This is a genomic window from Pseudomonas sp. 2822-17 (genome assembly GCF_002742485.1).
GTDB classification, from domain to species: domain Bacteria; phylum Pseudomonadota; class Gammaproteobacteria; order Pseudomonadales; family Pseudomonadaceae; genus Aquipseudomonas; species Aquipseudomonas cyclaminis.
The window spans coordinates 1-290 of sequence record NZ_LJRZ01000619.1; the positions used below are offsets into that span (position 1 = coordinate 1).

Genomic DNA, 290 nt, shown 5'->3' on the forward strand with positions numbered 1-290 from the left:
ATTACAGACTGCGACCGTGCAAAGCCAGAAGGAGAAGGAAACTTCGGTGCACTGGGACATGGATATGTAGCCCAAGTGGATGCACTACTCCAATCCGTTTACCCAGAACTAGGCATACGCGTTGTGAATAAAGGAATTAACGGCCACACTGTACGTCATTTAAAAGAGAGATGGGACGCAGATGTCATTCAACCTAACCCAGACTGGCTTGTGATTATGATTGGAATTAACGATGTGTGGCGCCAGTACGACCTACCAACACAACCCGAAAAGCACGTCCACCTCGAAGA

1 protein-coding gene is annotated in these 290 nt (G+C 47.9%); it reads left to right on the top strand.

Annotated features, from left to right (window positions below):
- A partial coding sequence (locus AOA60_RS23610) for a GDSL-type esterase/lipase family protein (protein WP_218240779.1) occupies positions 1-290 on the top strand: 290 nt, incomplete at both ends.